This window comes from Kitasatospora sp. NPDC001225, from assembly GCF_053597855.1.
The window spans coordinates 88,149-107,415 of sequence record NZ_JBSFJC010000006.1 but is presented as its reverse complement, the minus strand read 5'-3'; the positions used below and the strand labels follow the sequence as shown (position 1 = coordinate 107,415).

At 72.5% G+C, this 19,267-nt stretch carries 19 protein-coding genes and 1 tRNA gene; 5 read left to right on the top strand and 15 right to left on the bottom strand.

Going from position 1 to position 19,267, the window contains the following annotated elements; all coding sequences use genetic code 11:
* Positions 1-245: 245 nt before the first annotated feature.
* Together pelF and ACWDCZ_RS03570 are read right to left on the bottom strand one after the other, a co-directional pair.
* The gene (gene pelF, locus ACWDCZ_RS03575; protein WP_049650152.1) at positions 246-1,760 is read right to left on the bottom strand and encodes a GT4 family glycosyltransferase PelF; all 1,515 of its coding nucleotides are present in this window, start codon (positions 1,758-1,760) and stop codon (positions 246-248) included.
* 121 nt (positions 1,761-1,881) lie between these two features.
* On the bottom strand, positions 1,882-4,242 hold the full coding sequence (locus ACWDCZ_RS03570; protein ID WP_449815112.1) for a hypothetical protein: 2,361 nt from the start codon (positions 4,240-4,242) through the stop codon (positions 1,882-1,884).
* A 354-nt stretch (positions 4,243-4,596) separates the two neighbouring features.
* Here ACWDCZ_RS03570 and ACWDCZ_RS03565 point away from each other — a divergent pair, with 354 nt between their 5' ends.
* Positions 4,597-5,586, top strand: a complete 990-nt coding sequence (locus tag ACWDCZ_RS03565; protein ID WP_082345351.1) for a tyrosine-protein phosphatase — start codon at positions 4,597-4,599, stop codon at positions 5,584-5,586.
* Here the strand turns inward: ACWDCZ_RS03565 and ACWDCZ_RS03560 are convergent.
* From ACWDCZ_RS03560 to ACWDCZ_RS03525, 8 genes are all read right to left on the bottom strand, one after another.
* On the bottom strand, positions 5,573-6,481 hold the full coding sequence (locus ACWDCZ_RS03560; protein WP_049650154.1) for an RNA polymerase sigma factor SigF: 909 nt from the start codon (positions 6,479-6,481) through the stop codon (positions 5,573-5,575). The two genes, ACWDCZ_RS03565 and ACWDCZ_RS03560, sit on opposite strands and share 14 nt — an antisense overlap.
* A 144-nt stretch (positions 6,482-6,625) precedes the next feature.
* Entirely contained in the window at positions 6,626-7,471 is an 846-nt protein-coding gene (locus ACWDCZ_RS03555) for an RNA polymerase sigma factor SigF (protein ID WP_375876738.1), read from the bottom strand.
* A gap of 314 nt (positions 7,472-7,785) precedes the next feature.
* Complete coding sequence (locus ACWDCZ_RS03550) at positions 7,786-8,079, bottom strand: Dabb family protein (RefSeq protein WP_049650156.1); 294 nt, start codon at positions 8,077-8,079, stop codon at positions 7,786-7,788.
* A 94-nt stretch (positions 8,080-8,173) separates the two neighbouring features.
* Positions 8,174-8,338 (bottom strand): hypothetical protein, encoded by a 165-nt coding sequence (locus tag ACWDCZ_RS03545; RefSeq protein ID WP_181970620.1) that lies wholly within the window; start codon positions 8,336-8,338, stop codon positions 8,174-8,176.
* Positions 8,339-8,825: 487 nt separating this feature from the next.
* A tRNA-Ser gene (locus ACWDCZ_RS03540) sits at positions 8,826-8,912 on the bottom strand.
* A 67-nt stretch (positions 8,913-8,979) separates the two neighbouring features.
* A complete protein-coding gene (gene tadA, locus ACWDCZ_RS03535) occupies positions 8,980-9,507 on the bottom strand; it encodes a tRNA adenosine(34) deaminase TadA (RefSeq protein ID WP_449815111.1) in 528 nt (175 codons plus the stop codon).
* 50 nt (positions 9,508-9,557) lie between these two features.
* The gene (locus tag ACWDCZ_RS03530) at positions 9,558-10,115 is read right to left on the bottom strand and encodes a tRNA adenosine deaminase-associated protein (RefSeq protein ID WP_117488600.1); all 558 of its coding nucleotides are present in this window, start codon (positions 10,113-10,115) and stop codon (positions 9,558-9,560) included.
* Between the two features lie 349 nt (positions 10,116-10,464).
* On the bottom strand, positions 10,465-10,668 hold the full coding sequence (locus ACWDCZ_RS03525) for a hypothetical protein (RefSeq protein ID WP_049650158.1): 204 nt from the start codon (positions 10,666-10,668) through the stop codon (positions 10,465-10,467).
* Positions 10,669-10,863: 195 nt separating this feature from the next.
* On the opposite strand from ACWDCZ_RS03525, the gene upp reads away from it, so the two are divergent.
* Positions 10,864-11,499 carry a uracil phosphoribosyltransferase gene (gene upp / locus ACWDCZ_RS03520; protein ID WP_049650159.1) on the top strand — a complete coding sequence of 212 codons (636 nt, stop codon included), beginning with the start codon at positions 10,864-10,866 and terminating at the stop codon, positions 11,497-11,499.
* Between the two features lie 100 nt (positions 11,500-11,599).
* Here the strand turns inward: upp and ACWDCZ_RS03515 are convergent, their stop codons facing one another.
* Together ACWDCZ_RS03515 and ACWDCZ_RS03510 are read right to left on the bottom strand one after the other, a co-directional pair.
* Entirely contained in the window at positions 11,600-12,283 is a 684-nt protein-coding gene (locus tag ACWDCZ_RS03515; RefSeq protein WP_049650160.1) for a LytR C-terminal domain-containing protein, read from the bottom strand.
* Between the two features lie 271 nt (positions 12,284-12,554).
* Complete coding sequence (locus ACWDCZ_RS03510) at positions 12,555-12,851, bottom strand: type II toxin-antitoxin system VapB family antitoxin (protein WP_030061387.1); 297 nt, start codon at positions 12,849-12,851, stop codon at positions 12,555-12,557.
* A 192-nt stretch (positions 12,852-13,043) separates the two neighbouring features.
* On the opposite strand from ACWDCZ_RS03510, the gene ACWDCZ_RS03505 reads away from it, so the two are divergent.
* Complete coding sequence (locus ACWDCZ_RS03505) at positions 13,044-14,624, top strand: helicase HerA-like domain-containing protein (protein WP_074001822.1); 1,581 nt, start codon at positions 13,044-13,046, stop codon at positions 14,622-14,624.
* Between the two features lie 28 nt (positions 14,625-14,652).
* On the opposite strand, the gene ACWDCZ_RS03500 is transcribed toward ACWDCZ_RS03505, so the two are convergent.
* Together ACWDCZ_RS03500 and ACWDCZ_RS03495 are read right to left on the bottom strand one after the other, a co-directional pair.
* On the bottom strand, positions 14,653-15,819 hold the full coding sequence (locus ACWDCZ_RS03500) for a hypothetical protein (RefSeq protein WP_380739175.1): 1,167 nt from the start codon (positions 15,817-15,819) through the stop codon (positions 14,653-14,655).
* 115 nt (positions 15,820-15,934) lie between these two features.
* On the bottom strand, positions 15,935-16,594 hold the full coding sequence (locus ACWDCZ_RS03495) for a rhomboid family intramembrane serine protease (RefSeq protein ID WP_449811182.1): 660 nt from the start codon (positions 16,592-16,594) through the stop codon (positions 15,935-15,937).
* A 99-nt stretch (positions 16,595-16,693) separates the two neighbouring features.
* On the opposite strand from ACWDCZ_RS03495, the gene ACWDCZ_RS03490 reads away from it, so the two are divergent.
* Positions 16,694-17,212, top strand: a complete 519-nt coding sequence (locus tag ACWDCZ_RS03490; protein ID WP_449815110.1) for a YbhB/YbcL family Raf kinase inhibitor-like protein — start codon at positions 16,694-16,696, stop codon at positions 17,210-17,212.
* A 14-nt stretch (positions 17,213-17,226) separates the two neighbouring features.
* Positions 17,227-18,123: a hypothetical protein gene (locus tag ACWDCZ_RS03485; protein ID WP_449815109.1), complete on the top strand. Its 897-nt coding sequence runs from the start codon at positions 17,227-17,229 to the stop codon at positions 18,121-18,123.
* Between the two features lie 23 nt (positions 18,124-18,146).
* Here ACWDCZ_RS03485 and ACWDCZ_RS03480 read toward each other — a convergent pair whose 3' ends face one another.
* Positions 18,147-19,145 (bottom strand): helix-turn-helix transcriptional regulator, encoded by a 999-nt coding sequence (locus ACWDCZ_RS03480; RefSeq protein WP_380779886.1) that lies wholly within the window; start codon positions 19,143-19,145, stop codon positions 18,147-18,149.
* Positions 19,146-19,267 lie beyond the last annotated feature (122 nt).

The following is a 19,267-nucleotide window of genomic DNA, read 5'->3' as shown; positions in this document are numbered from 1 at the left end:
CGCGCTGCGCTCGTTCACGCGTCCACCTCGCTGTGCTCGGCGGCCGCTGAGCGGAACACGCGCCTTTCGATGGTTCGCTCGCTGCGCTCGTTCACGCGTCCACCTCGCTGTGCTCGGCGGCCGCTGAGCGGGACACGCGCCTTTCGATGGTTCGCTCGCTGCGCTCGTTCACGCTCTGACCTCGCTGTGCTCGGCGGCCGCTGAGCGGGACACGCGCCTCTCGATGGTTCTGTCGCCGTGCCCGTTCACGCGCCGACCTCGCTCGGCTCGGGGCGGGCGGCGGCCAGCTGCTGGTCCCAGTCGGGGCTGGGGACCTGGTCGGTGACGGCGACCATGCCGCCGGGCATCCAGCGGGCGGTGCCCAGGAGCTCGGTGTAGATGCCGCGGAAGCCGTCGATGTTCTGGCGGAGGGTGAACTGCTCGATCACCCGCAGCCGGGCGCCCTCGCCGAGCCGGGCGCGCCGTTCGGCGTCGCGCAGCAGCTCGATCGCGGCGGCCGCCATCGGTTCGGGTTCGCGCGGCGGGACGACCAGTCCGGTGTCGCCGACGGCCTCGCGCACGCCGCCGACGTCGGTCGAGACGGTCGCGCGGCCGCAGGACATCGCCTCGATCAGGGTGAACGGGAAGCCCTCGCTGATGCTGGAGAGCATGACCACGTTGCCCGCCGCGTACGCGTCGGTGATGTCGGCGACGCGGCCCTCGAAGGCCACCGAGTCGGCTATGCCGAGCTCGGCGGCCAGGGCTATGCAGCCGTCCCGGTACGCCTCGCCGCCCTTGGGGGTGCCGCCGAAGAGCCGCAGACGCGCCTCGGGGATCTCCCGCTGGACGATGGCGAAGGCCCGGATCAGCGTCTCCAGGTCCTTGATCGGGTCGACCCGGCCGGCCCAGCTGAGGGTCGGCGTCTCGGGCTCGGGGCCGGCCGGCGGGAAGGCCGCCGGGTCCACCCCGTTGTAGACGGTGCGGATGTGCGAGGACGGCGTGCCGCCGCGCTCCTCCCAGCGCCGGTTGTACCGGTTGCCGGGGGTGACCAGGGCGGCCTGCCGGTAGCTCTCCTCGGCGAGCATCCGGTAGAAGCCGAGCAGCAGCGCCTTGACCGGCCAGCGGTAGGGGCCGGTGCGGTAGCCGAGGTAGCGCTCGCGCAGGTAGATGCCGTGCTCGGTGAGCAGAAACGGTACGCCGTACTGCTGGGCGGCGATCAGCCCCGGCAGGGTGGCGAGGCCGCCGCTGGCCGCGTGCGCGACGCCGTCCTTGGGCGGCTCGACCGAGAGCGGCCGCAGGGCGTGCTCCAGCAGGTCGGTGGCGTTCAGGGCGTCGTGCAGGGTGGGCCGGGAGACGGCGGTCGGCAGGTAGTCGCGGGTCCAGACCTGCTGGAGGGTGCGCAGCGCGCGCTCGCTGCGCAGCGCCGGGCTGAGCAGCCCGTGCCGGGCGAGGTCGGCGAAGTTGTACAGCTCGGTGCCGAAGTGGGTGGTGTAGACCGGGTCGAGGATGGAGTGCAGGAAGCGCTCGTACGCGTTGAGGAAGCGCCGCATCTCCTTGCCGCGGGGCGCTCGGCCCTCCGAGGCGGGCCCCCACAGCGGCGCGGTGGTGACCGACCGTACGTTGGCGGGCAGTTCCCAGGCCAGTGGCTCGTGGCCGGTTCCGGTGACGGCGATGACGTCGAACTCGACGTCCGGCATGCCCTGAACGAGCTGGTCGCACCAGACGCTCACGCCGCCGTGCTGGTGCGGATACGTCCCCTCGGTGAGCAGGGTGACGCGCATTCCTGTCCCCCCTCCTGTTCTTGCGTAGGTTCCGGCCTGGATGACCGGAACGGGAGCCGTGGCGGGGCCGGGCCGGGCGACCGGCCCGGCCCCGCCGGTGGCGGGTGGTGCTGGTTACCGGTTACCGGTTGCCGGAGCGTCCGGTGGTGCTGCTCGGCGTGGCCGTCCCCCCAGAGGCCTTGCCGTTCTTCGTCGCAGCCTTGTCGTCGTGGCCGTTGCCGCCCTGACCGATGGTGCCAGCGAGGACATCCTTGCCGGGCACCGGGGTTCCGCTACCCGGGACCAGGGACGGAGCGGGCTTGCGGGTGGTGTCGCTCGGCCCCACCGGGACCGGGGTGGCGACACCCTGCGGCACGACCTTCTTGTCCGCCGGCGCCGGGGCCGGGACGGACTTGGCCGCGACGCCCGGCGCGACGGGGGCCGGGGCGGCCGGCGCGGACGGCAGCTGCAGGGTGACGCTGCTCTGCAGCGCGCCCGGGGCCACCCAACCCGAGAGGGTACCGGCGTAGGACGAACCGAACCCGCCCGTTCCGATGGCCAGCTTCTGAGCGGTTCCGGTCGGCATGGTGGCCTGGACCTGAACGCCGGACGGCGCGTTGACGGTGACGGTGCCGCCGACCCGGTAGGCGGTGACCTGGCCGGAGGCGAGGGCGGTGTTCCAGGCCGCGCGGCGCTGGAACTCCTGGCCGATCTCGCGCTGGCTCAGGTTCACGATCGGGGCGCTGTCCGCGTGCAGCGAGCGGTAGGTGCCGAGGATCTTCTCCAGCACCGGGTACAGGATGCGGTCCTCGGACAGGTTCGACTGGTGCACGAAGTGCGGCCGCGGGTCGTTGCTCAGCACGTGGCCGAGGTCGATCCGGGCCTCCAGCGGCACGATGTACGACTGGTAGCCGGTGGTGGTGTCCAGCGGCTGGGGCAGGCAGGTGGAGTTGGCGTTGTTCTCGCAGACGCCGCTGCCGCCGTTGGCCTTGCTGGTGTAGATCCAGTTGTACTCGTCGGCCTCCTCCTTCGCCGTACCGGCGTTGTAGAAGACGTTCATCGGGTACCGCGGCACGGTCAGGGCGGAGCCGACGGGCCGCTGGCCGGTCTCGCGGGAGGCGTCACTGGCGGTGAACTTGATGCCGTTGGCGGCCAGCGCCGGCGCCAGGTTCGGGTTGTCGCTGGTCTCCTGCGGGGCGGTCAGCAGGCCGGAGTGCTCGCCGGTGACCAGGGACTGCGGGTCGAAGCCCAGGCCGTTCGCGGTGGCCCAGTCGGCGTTGTTCTTGATCTGGGAGGAGATGGTGTTCTGGTCGACCCAGACGGTGGCGCCCGCGGCGTTCTTGGCGCAGACCCACGGCACCACGGTGACGTTCTGCTCGCAGCCAAGGTACGGGTGGGTGTAGGTGTGGTTGACCCACCGGTAGTTGCTCTGGTCGGCGATCATCTGGTTCGCCGTGGGGTCCACCGTGGTCTGGTGGTCGGCCTTCCAGTCCTCGCTGCCGCCGCCGTTGAACACCATGTCCAGGGTGAAGTTGTTGGCGGCCTGCCACTGCTTGAGGTGGTTGGCGTCGTCGACGGTCATCCGGATCGGGTTGGCGGTGTCCGGGGTGCCGGGCGGGCAGGTGACGTCGCCGGGGGTGCACTTGAGCACGGTGTCCCAGCGGTCGTCGGCCAGGAAGACGTCGTCCACGTGGGTGGCGAAGTAGTTGCGGTCGTAGCCGAGGTGGACGCCCTGGGTGAGCCAGTCGACCATGCCGCGGGCCAGCAGCCGGTACTGCTGCTGGTACTGGTTGTAGACGAACGTGACGACCAGTTCCTTGCGGCCGTCGTGGGTGTACTCGCCGACCAGCGAACCGCGGCTGGCCGTGTTGGGTATCGGCGCGTCGACCAGCGGGACGAACGAGGCGCCGGCCGGCAGGCTGGCGAGCGGAGTGGCCAGGTAGCCGTAGCTCTCGCCGACGTTCGGGTCGTTGTCCTCGAACGGGACGCTGCCCTTGAGGTACCCGAACGGGCCCGAAGTTCCGGCCGTGGTGGTGGCGCCCTGGAATCCGTCGAGAGTGCCCACGAATCCGGGATTCTGGGCGTAGTTCAGCCCCACCGCCGGGTTGGCCCACGTGTACGCGTCGATCTGGCGGACGTTGAATGCGGCTTCGTAGGTCGCGATCGCCGTCATCTCGGTGGCACTGTTGGGGAAGGGGTTTTCGTTGGGCAGCACGATGCCCTGGAACTTCCCGCGGGGCTGGCCGTTCAGCGTGTCGCTCAGGAAAGCGGAGTTGATGACGGGGCGGTTGGGGTCATTGAGGCTGATGACCTTGTAGGGCGTGCCCTGGCTCTTCAACTCGGCGGTGATGGCAGCGACGGACGGGCCGCCGTCGTCGACGACCAGGACGGTGAGGTCGATCCTGGGCGGCGCCGCGTCGGCGTGGGCCAGGGTGGTCTGCAAGCCGCTGGCCAGCAGGACTGCCGCCGCGCACGCGGCGACTCTTCGGGTCGCTCGACCCATGGTGATCCTCCCCTTGGTGCAGGCGTCACGCTGCTCGGCGCTCGCCTGCCCGTGTAGCTGTTCGCGGGCAGCAGGCTGCCCGGGCCCATCCTGGTCGAGGGACGGTGGTGCGAGGGACCAATTGGGCGAGAGTGCAGCGAACCTGTTACCAACGTTCATGGCGAAGCCATGAAGGCGCTGATTGTGACCGGAACCGGACCGGCGGCGCAAATAGTGAATTGAAAATGAAAAACCGGAAGCTGACTGCTACACGTGGTTACCGACGGTGCGGCCCAGTGAGGCGGGCGGGACACCTACACTGTCGTCGTTGCGCATGACACTCTTGCACATCTCGCCGCCCAGTTGGGCAGGTTCATGCAATATCGGGCACGGCTGTGCCATGTGACAGTCCGAATATGCAATGGAGGTGCTCACATGGTCGATCAGCATACCGAGTCCGGGGGATTCCCGAGCGTACGGAATGCGTCACCGGAGGCGGGCGGAACGCCGCTGGTCGGACGCAGTCTCGGTTTGCGCGGTGCGCTGAATGCCCGTGATCTGGGCGGGTACCGGACGGCTGACGGGCGGATTCTCCGGCCCGGGGTGGCACTGCGCAGCGATGGCCTGAACCGTGTCACCGCCGAGGACCTCGGCCCGCTCGGCGCGCTCGGCCTGCACAGCGTGGTGGACCTGCGGAGCATGGCCGAAGTCCGCGAGACCGGTCTGGACCACCTGCCCGGCGGTGTGACGCTCCACCATCTCCCGCTGCTGGCACCGGACTTCGACATCGTCCTGCTGGTCCGCGACGCGCTGGCGGACCACGACCCGGAGCGCCAGCGGGCGCTGCTCGGCGACGGCCGGGCGGCCGCCCGGATGGCCGGCCTCTACCGGTGGTTCGTCACGGACCGGGTGGCGCGCGAGCGATTCGCCGCCCTGCTACGGCTGCTGGCGGACCCTCAGGGGCCGCCGCTGCTGTTCCACTGCTCGGCGGGCAAGGACCGCACCGGCTGGGCCGCGGCCCTCCTGCTGACCGCCCTGGGGGTGGACCGGGAGACCGTCCTGGCCGACTACCTGCTCACCAACGAGCGCTCCGCCCCGGTCGTACGGCGGGTGCTGGACGACTTCGGGGCCCGCGGCCTGATGCGCGAGCCCGAGCTGCTCCTGCCGGTCTTCCGCGCCGACGGCGGCTACCTGGACGCGGCCTTCGCCGAGGTCGCGGCCGGCTGGGGCGGCTTCGACGCCTACTGGCGGGACGGACTCGGACTGGACGGGGAGGTGCTGGCCGGGCTGCGCGCCAACCTGCTGGACGACCCGGGAGCCGAGCGGGGCGGCCCGGCTCCCGGCGGTCGGCTCAGCCCTCGTTGATCAGCCCCTCGCGCAGCTGGGTGAGCGTCCGGGTGAGCAGCCGCGAGACGTGCATCTGGGAGATCCCGATCTCCTCGCCGATCTGCGACTGGGTGAGGTTGCCGAAGAACCGCAGCATGATGATCCGGCGCTCGCGCGGCGGCAGCTTGGCCAGCAGCGGCTTGAGCGACTCCCGGTACTCGACGCCCTCCAGCGCGAGGTCCTCGTAGCCGAGCCGGTCGGCCAGCGGGCCGTCGCTGTCCTCCTCGCCGGTGCTGGAGTCGAGCGAGCTGGCGGTGTACGCGTTGCCGACCGCGAGGCCCTCGACCACGTCCTCCTCGCTGACCCCCAGGCAGGCCGCCAGCTCGGCGACGGTGGGGGAGCGGTCCAGCCGCTGGGAGAGCTCGTCGCCGGCCTTGGTGAGCGCCAGCCGCAGCTCCTGGAGCCGGCGCGGAACGCGGACCGACCAGCTGGTGTCCCGGAAGAAGCGCTTGATCTCGCCGACCACGGTGGGCATCGCGAAGGTGGGGAACTCCACCCCGCGCTCCGGGTCGAACCGGTCGATCGCCTTGATCAGGCCGATCGTGCCGACCTGGACGATGTCCTCCATCGGCTCGTTGCGGCTGCGGAAGCGCGCCGAGGCGTACCGGACCAGCGGCAGGTTGAGCTCGATCAGGGTGTCGCGGACGTAGGTGTGCTCGGCGCTGCCCGGGTCCAGCGCGGCCAGCCGCAGGAACAGCGAGCGGGAGAGCGTCCGGGTGTCCAGCACCGAGCCGGGCGGCGTCTCCGGTCCCGTGTCGGGGCCGGGCGGCCGGGCCGGTTCGACCCGCTGCCGCGGGACCAGGTCCTCGACGACGGCCGTGCCGTTGGCCTGGCCGCCAGCGTGGATCTCCGCAGTGCCCAGCTCTCCGGACATGCACCCACCCCCTTGTGACTGTCAGTTGAACGGGGGCCGTCGCGCGGTGGTTCCCGGCGAGGGCCTTCCCCCTGCATACCGGAACACGGTCCACGGCAAACCCGAACGTCGCAAGATGTCACGCCGGGGTAACTCGCTGCAATCTCACTCTTCCCAGGAGTTGCCGGTCCGAAGCCTGGTCAGGATCCGGGAGAGCAGCCGGGACACGTGCATCTGGGACATCCCCAGCTCGGTGCTGATCTGGGACTGGGTCAGGTTGGCGAAGAACCGCAGCATCACGATCCGCCGCTCCCGCTCGGGGAGCTGGACCAGCAGGTGGCGGACCATGTCCCGGTGCTCGACCTCGGCCAGCGCGGAGTCCTCGTAGCCGAGCCGGTCGAGCAGGGCGAGCCCGCCCTCGTGCTCCTGTGCCGCCTCCAGGGACGCCGCGTTGTACGCCCGCCCGGCGTCCAGGCAGGCCCGCACGTCCTCCTCGGGGATCCGCAGGCTGGCGGCGATCTCGGGCACCTTGGGCACCCGGCCGTGCAGCACCGTCAGCTCCTCCATCGCGCCGCTGACCTGGACCCACAGCTCCTGGAGCCGGCGCGGGACGTGCATGGTGCGGACGTTGTCCCGGAAGTAGCGCTTGATCTCGCCCAGGATGGTCGGCAGCGCGTAGGTGGGGAACTGGACGCCGCGGCCGGGGTCGAAGCGGTCGATCGCGTTGATCAGGCCGATGGTGCCGACCTGGACGACGTCCTCCATCGGCTCGCTGCGGCTGCGGAAGCGGGTGGCGGCGTAGCGGACCAGCGGGATGTTCACCTCGATCAGGGCGGCCCGGACCCGCTCCCGCTCGGGGGCGTCCGGGGGCAGCTCGGCGAGCCGTTCGAACAGCACCCGGGTCAGCGTCCGGACGTCCACGGCGGGGCGGCCGCCGGGGCCGCGCAGCCGGTCCGGTCGGAGCTCGCCGGCCGGGCTGGTGATCGCAGCCAGCACTTCGTCCACGGACACCTCACCCCTCCCAAAGTCGTCAACGGCGGGCCCTGCGGAGCGGGTGCCACGGCGGGTTCACGACCTCGCCATGTCCGGCAAAACCGGTCATAGCATCACAAGGTGGGCACAGGTCGGGCAAGCACCCGATGGAGGTGTGTTGGTGGGCCGTTCAACCTTTCCCGGGCCGGCCGGCGAACCGCCGCGCGGATCGTTCCGGGACGGAGCAAGGCGCCCCGCCCGGAAGCCGGACGGGGCGCCGCGGTCCGTCCGGGGGAAGCACCGGGGTCGGGCTTCGGGTGGTCCGGGTCGGACGGGTGGGGCCGGACGGGTGCTCAGACCTCGACGTCGGCGATCACCCAGGTGGCGAACTCGCGCCAGAGGCCGGCCGCGGCCTGGTGGTCCGGGTGGGTCAGGTAGGCCTGGAGGGCGTCGCGGTCCTCGACCAGGCTGTTGATCGCGTAGTCGTACGCGATGTCGCGCTCGGTGGTGTTCCAGCCGCACTCCCACTCGCGCAGCTCGGGGATCACCGAGCCGAGCGCGTCGAAGGCCTTGGCGCCGGCGAGCACGCGCTCTTCGTCCTTGCTGACGCCTTCGTTGAGCTTGAACAGGACCAGGTGGCGGATCACGATTGCCGCTCCTCGCGGACGGGGACAGAGGGTCCCGCTCACCGTAGCCGGTGCCAGGGGGCCGACCGCTACCCGAATGGGTGCGGGCCGTCCGTCACTTGATCAGACCGGTCATGAAGGTGCCGACGGCCTTGGCCGCGTTCGAGATCCCCTCGAAGCCGAGCTGGACCAGCTCGGCGGACCGGGAGGGTGAGGTGATGATCGAGTAGAGCACGAAGATGAGCAGGAGGGCCATGCCGATCTTCTTCGCCTGCGCCATCGGGTGACCTCTTCCTCCCAGCTGTGGGCCGCCGTCATCCGGTCCCCGAGCGGCCTGCAGGGGGCAGCTTATCCACCCGGACGGGCTATCAAGTGTGCGACGCGTTCGGCCGGCGGGACGAAGGTCCCCGCGAGTGGGGCCTTTCTCCGGATGCCCGCTCGCGGGCCGGACGGCAGGATGGAAGACGTACCGAGGATCTGGCAGGAATCCCCGGTGCATGGATCCGGAGCTCCCCGCTGTGGGACCGGTCGCCGCGGCTTCCCCCCGACGCGGCGCCGGTTGTGGGACTCCGCCGGGGGAGCGGTCAGTCCCCCCGAACCGCTCCCCCTCCAGGCTCCGTACGGACCGGGCACCGGTGGTCATCGGCCCGGGGTACGGAGCCGTTCCCATGTCCGGGGCCGTTCCGGCGGTGCCCCGCGGCTCCCGCAACGTGGGCGGACAAACGCCGAGGGCCCGTCCGGATCGGACGGGCCCTCGGGCTCTCGAGCGGTAGCGGTGGGATTCGAACCCACGGTGGAGTTGCCCCCACACACGCTTTCGAGGCGTGCTCCTTTGGCCGCTCGGACACGCTACCGAGAGGAACTCTACCGGAGGGGTGGCGCAGTCACGAAATCCGTATCACCGCGGTGCCCGGCGGGCCCTCAGCGGTGGGTGTCGAAGAAGGCGCGCAGCTGCGCGCCGCACTCGTCGGCGAGGACGCCCGGGATCACCTCGGGCCGGTGGTTGAGCCGGCGGTCGCGCATCACGTCGAAGAGCGAGCCGGCCGCGCCGGCCTTCTCGTCGAGGGCGCCGTAGACCACCCGGTCGATCCGGGAGAGCACGATGGCGCCAGCGCACATGGTGCACGGCTCCAGCGTGACGACCAGCGTGCAGCCGCTCAGCCGCCACTCCCCGGTCTTCTCCGCGGCCTGCCGGACCGCGACCACCTCGGCGTGCGCGGTCGGGTCGCCGACCGCCTCGCGCTCGTTGTGGCCGCGTCCGATCACCTCGCCGTCCGGGTCCAGGACGAGCGCCCCGACCGGTACGTCCCCGGTGGCCGGCGCCAGCGCGGCCTCGGCCATGGCGAGGCGCATCGGCGCCGCCCAGCGGTCGCGGACCGGGTCGGGGCGGACGGGGGCGGGCAGCGGGGAGACGTGCGGGACGGTCAGCGGAGTGGATGCGGGCTGCATGGCATCCAGTGTCGGGTATCCGGTGGTGGACACCGGCATGGCCGACGCCGCTACCGGACGGCCTCCAGGACCTCGCCGCAGCCCAGGGCCTCGGCGATCTCCTCCAGGGCGTCGCCCGGGACCGCGCCCTCGCCGCTGAGCGCCAGCAGCTCGTCGGCGGCGAGGCCGAACTCGGTGAGCAGGTGGGCGTCGCCGAGCGGGCCGACCGGGACGCCGCCGCGGGCGTCGGCGTCCTCGTCGTCCTGCTCCTCGGCCTCCTCGGCCTCGTCCAGCAGGTGGTCCAGGTCGCCGAACTCGCTCTCGCCGGCCTGGTCGACCAACTCGTCGGTGAGGACGGAGCCGTAGGAGCTGCGGGCGGCCGCGGCGCCGTCCGACACGAAGATCCGCGGGTCCTCCTCGCCGTCCACGCGGACGACGGCGAACCAGGCGTCCTCCTGTTCGATGAAGATCAGGACGCTGTCGTCGTCCTGGGCGGATCCGCGGGCCAGGTCGGCCAGATCGGCGAGGGTTTCGACGTCGTCGAGCTCCGTCTCGCTCACATCCCACCCGTCCTCGGTGCGAGCAAGCACTGCAGCGAAGTACGCCACCAGGGACACTCCCAAGATCATCGGTCTCGGCTGTCGGCGCGCACGGGCAACGCGGAAATCTGGCCGCCCCCGCGCCAGAGGCGGTCCGCTTGTTCGGACCGTCCCATCGGAATCGTGACAGAAAGCCCGCCCTTGCGGGGGGTGTTCTGCAGCGCGTCTTTGCAGGTCGTGTCGGAAGGACCGGGTGGCGGACGGCGAAGCCGGGCCGGGGCGGTCCGAGGCCGGTCGAAATTTGCTCCGAACGCCCGGCGGGGCCGTTCGGGTCCCTTCCCGGGGCCGTCCGGGTGTCGCGCCGGACGGGCGCCAGGGCGGCATCAGGGTGGCCCGGGGGTGCCTCCCGAGGCGGTTCCGGGGGCGGTCCCGGGCCCGGTCAGATCCGGAAGGTCCGCATCCGCATCGCCTCGCGCATCCGCCGCTCCTTGGTCCGCCGCGGCTGGACCCGCTCCCGCAGCTCGCGCGCCTCGGTGAGCTCGCGCAGGAAGACGGCCCGCCGCTTGCGGCGCTCCGCTTCCGTCTCGGGGTGGTCGTACGGCGGGCCCGGGCTCCGGCCCACCCCGTCGACGGGCTCGTCCATCGAGCCGTCCCCAGGGTTCGGGTTGCTCGTCATAAGAGGTGACATTCCCAGAACGGCCCGGTTGATACCACAGGAGGCACTTCCGTCCGGACGACCGCGCCGGGTCACGGCGAGTCACGGGAGCGTCACCCGGACCGGCGCCCCGGTGGGCACGGCGAGTCGTACACCCGTCCAGGACCGGGCTAACCTCGATACATGCGTCTCCACGTTGTTGACCACCCCCTGGTCGCCCACAAGCTCTCCACCCTGCGCGACGAGCGCACCGACTCGCCGACCTTCCGTCGCCTGACCGACGAGCTGGTGACCCTCCTCGCCTACGAGGCCACCCGGGACGTCCGCACCGACGAGGTGGAGATCACCACCCCCGTGGCGGTCACGCTGGGTACCCGCCTCAGCTACCCGCGCCCGCTGGTGGTCCCGATCCTGCGGGCCGGCCTCGGCATGCTGGACGGGATGACCCGGCTGCTGCCGACCGCCGAGGTGGGTTTCCTCGGCATGGTCCGCAACGAGGAGACCCTGGAGGCCTCCACCTACGCCACCCGGATGCCGGACGACCTCTCCGGCCGCCAGGTCTACGTGCTCGACCCGATGCTGGCCACCGGCGGCACCCTGGTCGCCGCGATCAGGATGCTGATCGAGCGCGGTGCCACCGACGTCACCGCCGTGGTGCTGCTGGCCGCCCCCGAGGGCGTCGAGGTGATGGAGCGGGAGCTGGCAGGCCTGCCGGTCACCGTCGTCACCGCCGCCGTGGACGAGCGGCTCAACGAGAACGGCTACATCGTCCCGGGCCTCGGCGACGCGGGCGACCGGCTGTACGGCACGGCCGGCTGAGCCTCCCCACCCGAACCACCGAACACCGAGAGCCCCCGGCACTGCGTCTGCCGGGGGCTCTCGGTGTTCGGTCGGTGCCGCGTGCTCGGCCGGTGCCGTCTCAGCAGCTGCCGGTGGCGGTCGGGGCGGGGGAGGGCTTGGTGGCCAGCGCGAGGGCGGCGGCCGCCTGGGTCTCGTCCAGCAGGGCGTTGTAGCTGTCGCCGATCACGAAGTCCACGGTGGTGTCGGTGCGGGCGTCGGCGGTGACGGCGGCCCCGGCGATCTGCGAGCCGACCAGGGTGCCCGCGCCGGCGCCGGCCGGACCGGCGATCACCTGGGCGGTGCCGGGCACCTTCTTGTCCAGCTCGGCCGGGGCGTTGCCGACCTTGCCGATGACGAAGCCGCGCTTCTTGAACTCCTCGGCCGTCCGGCCGGCCAGCCCGGCCTTGGTGGTGGCGTTGTAGACGTTCACGGTGACGGCGGAGGCCTGCGGGACGGCGTGCGGGTCGCCCTGCGCGGCGGCGGGCGCACCGGAGGCGGCGGGGGTGCCCGGGGCGGCCCCCGGCGTCGGGGCGGCCAGCGGCTTGCCGGACGGGTCCGCGCAGGCCTGGGCCGAGGCGTTCTTGTTCCTGCCGGTGAAGATGTCGTACAGCTGCACGCCGCCGAGCGCGACCAGGGCCAGGGCGAGCAGGCCGGCGAGTGCGGCGATCACCTTGCGGCTCTTCTTCGGAGGCCGGCCCAGGCGCGGGTAGGTGTTGCCGGTGACGCGGTACTGCTTCCCCTTGAGGCCTTGGGGAGTCAACATGCTCACGGTTTGTCTCCCCCTCGTACCAGGGCGGGGTCGGGATGACGGATCGGCCGGGTGGGGGCTTCCCCCGGTGCGGGCGGAATCCCCTGGTCGCGGCCGTAGTCAGCAGCGTAGTGCCGGACAGCCTCGAAGGTACTAAACGATCATCATCTGGCGTACCCCGGTACCCGAAAGGGGGTACCGGGGTACGCGCGGACCGCCCTCCGCCGGGTGGCGAGGGGGCGGTCCGGAAAGCCCGTGGGGGTCCGACGGCCCGGTCGGGGGTCCGTCACTCCATTTCGAGGACGCGGGCGTGCAGCACCTGGCGCTGCTGCAACGCCGCCCGGACGGCCCGGTGCAGGCCGTCCTCCAGGTAGAGGTCGCCGTGCCACTTCACCACGTGGGCGAAGAGGTCCCCGTAGAACGTCGAGTCCTCGGCCAGGAGGGTTTCGAGGTCGAGTTGGCCCTTGGTGGTCACCAGCTGGTCGAGTCGCACCGGGCGCGGGGCGACGTCAGCCCACTGGCGGGTGCTCGTCCGGCCGTGATCCGGGTACGGCCGCCCATTGCCGATGCGCTTGAAGATCACACGGAAAGCCTACCGTTCGGACGGCGGATGGCGCAGCAGCCGAGGCTCCGCCACGCGCGCCGGTGTGAACTGCGCATGGACGAATGCCGCTGTTTGATGGGAAATGTCGCGAACATCGCCCGGTGCCGATCGGGTTCCGTGCCGATGCCGAAGCGTTCCGAAGCGTTCCGATCCGCTCAGGAGTGTTCACCGATGGACTCCGACCTCACCCCGCAGGCCGTCCGGGAGATCGCCGCCGGGTACGCCTTCACCGGCCCTGCCCTCGACCTCGGCGCGGTGCTGCTGGACGGCACCGCGTACCCGGACGCCCAGGTGCGCATCCCGCTGGGCGTGCTCAACCGGCACGGGCTGGTCGCCGGGGCCACCGGCACCGGCAAGACCAAGACCCTCCAGCTGATCGCCGAACAGCTCTCCGCGCAGGGCGTGCCGGTGTTCCTGGCCGACATCAAGGGGGACGTCTCCGGTGTCGCCGCGCCCGGGACGCCGAGCGAGCGGACCGGTGCCCGGGCCGCCGAGGTCGGGCAGCAGTGGGAGCCGCGCGGCTGCCCCGCCGAGTTCTACGCGCTCGGCGGGCAGGGCGCGGGCATCCCGATCCGGGCCACCGTCACCAGCTTCGGGCCGCTGCTGCTGGCCAAGGTGCTCGACCTGAACGAGACCCAGGAGTCCTCGCTCACCCTGGTGTTCCACTACGCCGACGCCAAGGGCCTGGAGCTCTACGACCTCAAGGACCTCACCGCGGTGATCGCCTTCCTCGCCTCGCCCGAGGGCAAGGAGGAGCTGCGGACCATCGGCGGGCTCTCGGCGGCCACCGCCGGGGTGATCCTGCGGGCGCTCACCGTGCTGGAGAACGAGGGCGCCGGGGCGTTCTTCGGCGAGCCCGAGTTCGACACCGCCGAACTGCTGCGGACGGCCCCGGACGGCCGGGGCGTGGTCTCGGTGCTGGAACTGCCCGCCGTACAGGACCGGCCGCGGCTGTTCTCCACCTTCCTGATGTGGCTGCTCGCCGACCTCTACCAGGAGCTGCCCGAGGTGGGCGATCCGGACAAGCCCAAGCTGGTGTTCTTCTTCGACGAGGCGCACCTGCTGTTCAAGGGCGCCTCCAAGGCCTTCCTGGAGGCGATCACCCAGACCGTGCGGCTGATCCGCTCCAAGGGCGTCGGCATCTTCTTCGTGACCCAGACGCCGCGGGACGTCCCGTCCGACGTGCTGGCGCAGTTGGGCAACCGGGTGCAGCACGCGCTGCGCGCCTTCACCCCCGACGACGCCAAGGCGCTGAAGGCCACCGTCTCGACCTTCCCGCGCTCCTCGTACGACCTCGGCGCGGTGCTGACCTCGCTGGGCACCGGCGAGGCCGTGGTCACCGTCCTCTCCGAGAAGGGCGCGCCGACCCCGGTCGCGGCGACCAGGCTGCGGGCGCCGCAGTCGCTGATGGGGCCGATCGAGGCGGCGGACCTGCGGGCGGTGGTGGACGCCTCGCCGCTGACGGCGCGCTACCGGGACGCGATCGACCGGGAGTCGGCGTACGAGAAGCTGGCGGCGCGCGCCCCCCGGCCGGAGGCGGCGCCGGCCGGGCCTCCCGCGTCGGCTCCTCCCGAGCCGGCGGCGCGGCGGGAGGAGCGGGAGGGGAAGGCGCGGGAGCAGGCGGGCGTGGGCGGGCTGCTCGGGTCGCTGCTGAACAACCCGAGCGTCAAGTCCTTCGCGCGCTCGGCCGGGAAGCAGCTCGGGCAGGAGATCTCGCGCAGCCTGTTCGGGACGTCCAAGCGGCGGCGGTGACCGGTTCCGGGGCGGGCGGCGGCCGGCCTCAGGCGGAGAGCGCGGCGCCGATCCGGTCCAGGGAGGACAGCCGCATCAGGCCGTAGTGGTAGAACTCGACCTCGGGGACGCCGAGTTCGCGCAGGGTGGCGATCTTGGCGGCGAGGTTCTCCGGGCCGTCGCAGTCGGAGGACATCGGGCGCAGGATCACCGCCATGGACTTCGGGTGGACGCCGTGCAGGGCGAAGGCGGCGAGCTTCTCCCGGACGGCCTCCGGGGTCTTCGCGTAGCCGAGGGTCTCGATCTGGTCGGCGGCTCCGGCGAGGGCGGGCAGGTCGATGCCGGCCAGCCAGCCGGTGCCCGGGCCGCCGCCGTCCATGAAGCTCAGTCGCATGCCGTGCCGGCGGGCCTGCTCGGAGAGGTCGGCGGCCAGCGCGGTGACGGTGGCGGCGGAGGCGTCCACGTAGGCGGCGAAGGCGCCGTCGGCGAGGGCGCTGAGGTCGGCGGGCCGGGCGGCGGCGGACTCGTCGGCCAGCCGGTGGCGCAGCTCGGCGCGGACCGCCTCGGCCACCTCCTCGGCCGGGACCCCGGCGGCGGTGGCGGCGGCGCGGCAGTGCGGGCAGAAGCAGACCCCGAGCAGGGCCTCGGCGGTCGGGCCCAGCTCCTCGAAGTAGCGCTCGTGGTGGTAGCCGTGGCGCAGCCCGTGGAAGTGCAGGGACTCGGCGCGGACCGCGTCCACGCCGTACCGGGCCAGCTCGGCCACCAGGGTCAGCGCGTACTCCCGGACCTCCGGGTTCGCCGGGCAGAGCTCGGTGAGGTGGCGGTCGCCGAAGGCGTTGGCCGGGGCGCAGTCGGGGTGGGCGAAGCCGAGCCGGTCGTTGTGGCAGAAGACCGTCCAGGCGTGCAGCTTCAGGCCGCGGCGGCGGGCCTCCTCGCCGGCCTCGGCGAAGGGGTCGCGGTCGCCGATCGCGGTGGACGGCGCCGGGGCCAGCCGGCGGCCCCGCCAGGCGGCCGGGTCGGGGCGGAAGTACGCCGCGCCCGGCTCCAGGTAGCGGACCACCCGGCGGGGGTTGTGCGGGAAGACGTCGCGGGCCTCGTGGTAGACGGAGGCGAGGGTGACGCCGCCGACCCCGGCGCGGTCGGTGAGGTTGCCGAAGAAGGTGTCGGCGCCCTCGTCGAGCAGGTCGGTGGCGAAGGCGAGGACGGACGACTCCACGGTGCGGCTCCGGAGCTGGGGGAGGGTGAGCCGTCCACGCTAGCCGCAGGGGTGGGATTGGTCTATACCTGATGGCCCGAGTGGGCTACCGGGCCGACGGCCGCCGGGCCGGGGGCTACAGGCCCAGGTCGTCCAGCTGCTTGAGCAGGGCGGATCCGGGGCTGTCCGGGGCGGCGGCGGGCTTCGGGGCCCGCTGCTCGGCCGGCCGGCTGCGGAGCAGGAAGGCGGCGGCCAGCCCGCCGATCAGTCCGCCCAGGTGGCCCAGCCAGCTGACGCCCGGGGTGACCGGCAGCACGCCGATCAGGATGGTCGAGTAGACCGCCGCGATGACGATGCCGACCGCCGCGTCCAGCACGTTGCGGTCCAGCACGCCGCGCAGCACCACGTAGCCGAGGTAGCCGTAGACCAGGCCGCTCGCCCCGGCCGTCACGGTGTTCGGGCTCTCCAGCAGCCAGACCAGCAGCCCGTCGGACATCGTGATCACCAGGCTGGCCAGCAGGAACTTCTTCATGCCCCGGTAGGCGGACAGGAAGCCGAGCAGGAACAGCGGCCAGGCATTGGCCGCGATGTGGTCCCAACCGAAGTGCAGGAACGGCGAGGTGAAGATCTCCGGCAGGTCGCCGATCCGCTCCGAGCGCAGGCCGAACTCCTGCGACAGCCCGTAGTCGTCCAGCCAGTTGACCACCTGGACGGACCAGATGACGGCCTGGAGGCCGATCATGGTGAACAGCGCGTCGCGCGAGTCGGAGAGCAGACGGGTCATTCTGGAGGCCATGCCGTCGACTCTAGGGGCGGCGGGATCGCACACGCACCCGATTACGGCGAGCCGTTTAGAGTGACCTGTGTCATTCCGACCGTGAGAGGTGACCAGCCCATGAGCAAGCGCGCGCCGCTGCCGTACGAGTTCCTTCCGCAGGTGCCGTCCTTCCCGCTGAGCAGCGAGGACATCACCGAAGGCGGCACGCTGGGCCCGGAGTTCGTCCACGCCGACGGCAACCTCTCGCCGCAGCTGGCCTGGTCGGGCCTGCCGGAGGGCACCCGGAGCATCGCGGTCACCTGCTACGACCCGGACGCGCCGACCGGCTCCGGCTGGTGGCACTGGCTCGCCCTGAACCTGCCCGCCGACACCGCCGGCCTGCCGCGCGGCGCCGGCTCCTCGGACGCCGACCTGCCCGGCGAGGCCTCCTTCCACGGCCGCAACGACTTCCCGGGCAACCGGTACGACGGCGCCGCCCCGCCGCCCGGCGTCCCGCACCGCTACGTCTTCGCGGTGCACGCGCTGGACGTGGAGAAGCTGGACGTCGCCGCCGACACCCCGCCGGCCCAGGTGGGCTTCAACCTCACCTTCCACACCCTGGGCCGGGCGCTGCTGACCGCCGAGTACGGGGTCTGAGCGGGGCCCGATCGATGTCGATACTGGTGTCCGACCGTCCGGTCGAGGTCTGGCGGCTGCCCGCGGAGGACGTCCGGGCCGGCCACCGGGCCCTGACCTGGACGGTCGGGCCGCAGGGGGAGCTGGCCGTCCTGGTGGTGCCGGAGCGGTACGCGGCACCGGCCGGTTCGTGGCCGTGCGCCCGGCTGCCGTTCGACGGCGAGGTGGTGGTGCGCGGCCCGCGGGGCGAGTGGCGGGTGCCGCTCGCCGGGGTCGGGGTCCCGCCGGACTTCCTGGCGCTGCTGCCGGGCGGCCGGGTGCTACTGGTCGGAGGCAGGGCCGAGGAGTCGGCGGACGGCTGGGAGCGCAACGGCCAGGTCTTCGGGCCGGACGGACGGCTGACCCGGGAGCTGCAACTCGGCGACGACGTCCAGGCGTTGACCACCGACCGGGACGGCCGGATCTGGCTGGCCTTCGGGGACGAGGGCAACTACGGGGACAACCCGCTCGGCCAGTACGGCCTGCTCGGGCTGGACACCGCCGGACGGGTCGTCTGGCGGCCGGACTTCGGGCAGCTGGGCGACCAGCCGCTGGAGGGCCTCGCCGCCGCCACCGAGGGACGGCGGGCCTGGCTGGCCTGGTACGGGGACAGGAGCCACCTCACCGGGATCGACCCGGACGGCGGCGAGCCCGTCGTCATGCGGCTGCCGGCCCGCCAGCCGGTGGGCTTCGCGATCGCCGGGGACCGGGCCGTGTTCCTCCAGCCCGGCGGCGAGCTGATCCGGTGCGAACGGGAGAGCCGGAAGGGCTGGCGGGAGGTGCGCCGCGAGCGGGTCGGCGTCCCCGGCGGCCTCGACCGGGGGCGCGCGCACGGCCGGGACGGGGTGCTCTGGTTCCGCTCCGGCAACGGCTGGTTCCGGGTCGAGGCCTAGGTTCCGGCCCTCGGGTCGCGGCCTCAGGTGCCGGCCTTCAGGGCGGGGCCCGGGGTCCGGGCCTCCGGGCCGGCCGCGTGGTGGGCGCGGTCGGCGAGCCGGCGCAGGTGCTCGCGCAGCGCCGGCGGCTCGTGCACCTCGAAGGGGCAGTCCAGCGACAGCAGCCGCATCGCCGTCCACTCCAGCGAGTCGGAACGGGAGCGGAGCCGGCAGCTGTGCCCGTCGATCGGCTCGACCTCGGAGTCGCCCGGCCGGAGGCTGTCGCGGACCCGCTCGGCCGGGGCGTGCACGGTGGCGACCACGGTGCCGCTCGGTGACGGGCGGCGCAGCTTGCCCGCCACGTACGCGGCGGCGTCCTCGGCGGGGAGCGGGCGCGGGGTGAAGCGGACGCCGGTGGCGGCCGGGCCGCTCAGCCGGTCGACCCGGAACAGCCGCCAGTCCGCGCGGTCCAGGTCGTAGCCGACCAGGTACCAGCGGCGGCCGACCGAGACCAGCCGCTCGGGCTCGACCTGCCGACTGGTCTCGGCGCCGTCGTACGCCCGGTAGCCGAAGCGCAGCCGCTCCCGGGCGGTGACGGCGCGGGCGAGCACGGTGAGGTCCTCCGGGTCGACGGTCGGGCCGTCCCCGGCGAGCAGCGGCACGGTCGCGGAGTTGAGCGTCCCGACCTGGTGCCGCAGCCGGCCCGGCAGCACCTGGAGCAGCTTGCCGAGCGCCCGTACCGAGGCCTCCTCGATGCCGACCACGGCGTGCCCGGCCGCCGCGCGGAGCCCGACCGCGATGGCCACCGCCTCCTCGTCGTCCAGCAGCAGCGGGGGCATCGCGGTGCCCGCGACCAACCGGTAGCCGCCCTCCGCGCCCATGCTGGCCCGCACCGGGTAGCCGAGCTCGCGCAGCCGGTCGATGTCGCGCCGGATGGTGCGGGGGCTGACGCCGAGCCGTTCGGCGAGCTCGCTGCCGGGCCACTCGCGCGGGGTCTGGAGCAGCGAGAGGAGGTTCAACAGCCGTGCCGGGGTGTCGCTCATGTGCGCCTCTCGATGCTTCGCTCGCTCGTGCCGTCGCTCGTGCCGTCCAGAATGCCGGACCAACTGGGACAGATTCTGACCTAGATGCCCGCTACTGTCGTGGACGTGGAAAAGGTAGAGGA

Bases quoted from the DNA above. Each gene is read 5' to 3' on its own strand.
- tadA (WP_449815111.1), bottom strand. From the start codon at position 9,507: ATGCAGCCCGCATCCACTCCGCTGACCGTCCCGCACGTCTCCCCGCTG.
- ACWDCZ_RS03525 (WP_049650158.1), bottom strand. From the start codon at position 10,668: ATGGACGAGCCCGTCGACGGGGTGGGCCGGAGCCCGGGCCCGCCGTAC.
- ACWDCZ_RS03570 (WP_449815112.1), bottom strand. From the start codon at position 4,242: ATGGGTCGAGCGACCCGAAGAGTCGCCGCGTGCGCGGCGGCAGTCCTG.
- ACWDCZ_RS03490 (WP_449815110.1), top strand. From the start codon at position 16,694: ATGAGCAAGCGCGCGCCGCTGCCGTACGAGTTCCTTCCGCAGGTGCCG.
- ACWDCZ_RS03545 (WP_181970620.1), bottom strand. From the start codon at position 8,338: ATGGCGCAGGCGAAGAAGATCGGCATGGCCCTCCTGCTCATCTTCGTG.
- ACWDCZ_RS03565 (WP_082345351.1), top strand. From the start codon at position 4,597: ATGCAATATCGGGCACGGCTGTGCCATGTGACAGTCCGAATATGCAAT.
- ACWDCZ_RS03505 (WP_074001822.1), top strand. From the start codon at position 13,044: ATGGACTCCGACCTCACCCCGCAGGCCGTCCGGGAGATCGCCGCCGGG.
- ACWDCZ_RS03530 (WP_117488600.1), bottom strand. From the start codon at position 10,115: ATGATCTTGGGAGTGTCCCTGGTGGCGTACTTCGCTGCAGTGCTTGCT.
- upp (WP_049650159.1), top strand. From the start codon at position 10,864: ATGCGTCTCCACGTTGTTGACCACCCCCTGGTCGCCCACAAGCTCTCC.
- ACWDCZ_RS03485 (WP_449815109.1), top strand. From the start codon at position 17,227: ATGTCGATACTGGTGTCCGACCGTCCGGTCGAGGTCTGGCGGCTGCCC.
- ACWDCZ_RS03480 (WP_380779886.1), bottom strand. From the start codon at position 19,145: ATGAGCGACACCCCGGCACGGCTGTTGAACCTCCTCTCGCTGCTCCAG.
- ACWDCZ_RS03560 (WP_049650154.1), bottom strand. From the start codon at position 6,481: ATGTCCGGAGAGCTGGGCACTGCGGAGATCCACGCTGGCGGCCAGGCC.
- ACWDCZ_RS03495 (WP_449811182.1), bottom strand. From the start codon at position 16,594: ATGGCCTCCAGAATGACCCGTCTGCTCTCCGACTCGCGCGACGCGCTG.
- pelF (WP_049650152.1), bottom strand. From the start codon at position 1,760: ATGCGCGTCACCCTGCTCACCGAGGGGACGTATCCGCACCAGCACGGC.
- ACWDCZ_RS03515 (WP_049650160.1), bottom strand. From the start codon at position 12,283: ATGTTGACTCCCCAAGGCCTCAAGGGGAAGCAGTACCGCGTCACCGGC.